Origin of the sequence: Ferruginibacter sp., from assembly GCF_031430955.1 — a bacterium.
Classification (GTDB): Bacteria; Bacteroidota; Bacteroidia; order Chitinophagales; family Chitinophagaceae; genus Ferruginibacter.
In genome coordinates, this window is sequence record NZ_JANPCM010000195.1 from 1 (window position 1) to 2,063 (window position 2,063).

Here is a 2,063-nt window from a genome sequence, read left to right on the forward strand (position 1 = left end):
GTTAGCAGGGCCGGGGCCGTTATTACCCTGATATCTTACGAATGCATTGCCCGTTACATTTCCTCCCCACAACAAATTAACAGTACCCAAAACAGGATGTGTTGCTGTTGTATATGCAGCAGCAGTTCCAAACAACTGCGGATCTGTTGCAATTCTTACATCAATTACATTGGTAGTAAAAGCAGTTGACTTCGTTTCATCTACTGCTTTAGGAAAATTAACCTGATCGGTACTTAATCCAAGATGATTGCGGTGGCGAACTGCAACAATATAATTACCATCCGGTAAATTATTAAATGTTACAGGGCTAACACCATCTACATCAACAATATCTCCATCTCTTTGTACTAATGCACTCCGTGTTTGTAAAATTAAATTGCCGGGTGATGCATTTAAATTCCTTAATTCTAAAAATACCCAATCAACAATATTATCTGCGGCTATGGCCTGTGCTGTAACAACGGTGCTGCTGGTAATAGTTTCTACACCTGCATTATTAACATGGGTAAAGGCAGTGTTGTAAGGCGCAACCCTGTAGGGATCTGTACTGGGAAAATTAGCAGTACTTGCAGATGAACCAAAAGGTAAAGTGCGAAGATTATCGAACATTAAACCAGTGGGTGCATCATAAGCACCCTGTAAAAATGCTCTGGATCCAAGCGTTAAAAATTTATTTATTCCAGATAGTGAACCTGCATTTGCTGTAATTGGTGCCGAAACCCTGTTCGTGCCTGCATTATGTCCTTCAGCAACCGAACTCCAGTCGGTACCATTATTAAAATATCCTACAACATTTGCTTCAGTTCCTGTTACATCGGTTGGGTCAATATATTGCCCTTCAAGTGTAACTGTTCCGCCTGTAATACCAGTTCTTGTTATTGGCCATGCTGTGTTAAGATGAGACGCAGTCATAGGAGGTTTAGCAGGGTCAGGAGTTCCTAAAACCCTCACTCCAAAATTGGCACTTGCAAAACTGCTTCCAGCAGTAGTTAAATAAGCAGGACGGTAATTAGCGTTTTCTCCCACAGGTAATTCGTATGCTGCTATATTGCCGGTTAATTCTTTTTTTAATTGCCCGGTTCCGTTAGTCCAAATAAATTTGGCAGCACTTGCCCCGGTAATATTTGCAGTTGGGCTAAGTGTAAGATTTAAATTGCCAGTTTGAAATTTACCAGTAGTAAGTACCATGCTGGTGCCAATACGGGTATTAGTATTTAGTAATGTTGCGTTGGCTGCATTATCTAATTCTAAATTAGGAATGGTAAATCCTCCCATGTCCACATTTTGCAACGCACTGCCTTTTAAAAGTAACAGGCCGGTTCCCTGTATATCAACATTGCTGGTTACATCACCCTGTACCGTTACCGTGGCACCCGGCTGAATGAAAAATGTAGCGTTGTCGATTTTTAGTTGTGCAGTTGCAGTTACTGCAAGGGAAAAAGAGAGTATTGAAAATAATATTCTTTTCATAAAAAAAATTTCAATTGTTAACAGAACAGCCGGCAGTTTAATTTACTTAAATTATACAGGCAAGTTAACAGCAACTTACCCATTGTTTATTACTGTATTTAGTAAACGGTACTTTCCGCTTAGTAAATGGATGTTTTTCGAGGTAAAAGTAAATCACTATCAGGAAATTGCATATACCCTAAATAGGGGATATTTTAGTTAAAAACATAAAAGAGAGGATGTTGGACAAGCTGAATGAAATTACAAAAAATATTTTAAAAAAAATATTCCAGAAGAATTGATTCAGCCATTTTTTTTCCTCTTCGTCAGTATTTTATCTAATGATTCTTTTATTATTTGCCTTGGTTGCATAGCAACAAAAGCGCAAAATAGGTGAGTTGCTGAACCGGGTTATAAAAAAGCATTCCATAAAAAAAGGTTCTTCAATCTTTGGTTTTCTTCTTTATCATCGCCCCAGGTATACCAGTCTTTTGTTTTTTCTTCAATAATAGATTTCAGGCTGGCATAAGTATAATATTTTTTAGAAGGGGCAGGTTTTATATCAGCTTCTTTTACACCGGTAAGCATCACTTTTGTAGCAATATAAGAAGTGT

2 protein-coding genes are annotated in these 2,063 nt (G+C 38.0%); both read right to left on the minus strand.

Annotated features, from left to right (window positions below; all coding sequences use genetic code 11):
- The coding region (locus ACY65O_RS05495; protein ID WP_462219846.1) for a hypothetical protein at window positions 1–1,470 on the minus strand (1,470 nt) is incomplete at its 3' end.
- Between the two features lie 390 nt (window positions 1,471–1,860).
- Window positions 1,861–2,063: hypothetical protein (locus tag ACY65O_RS05500; RefSeq protein WP_462219847.1), on the minus strand; the 203-nt coding region annotated here is incomplete at its 5' end.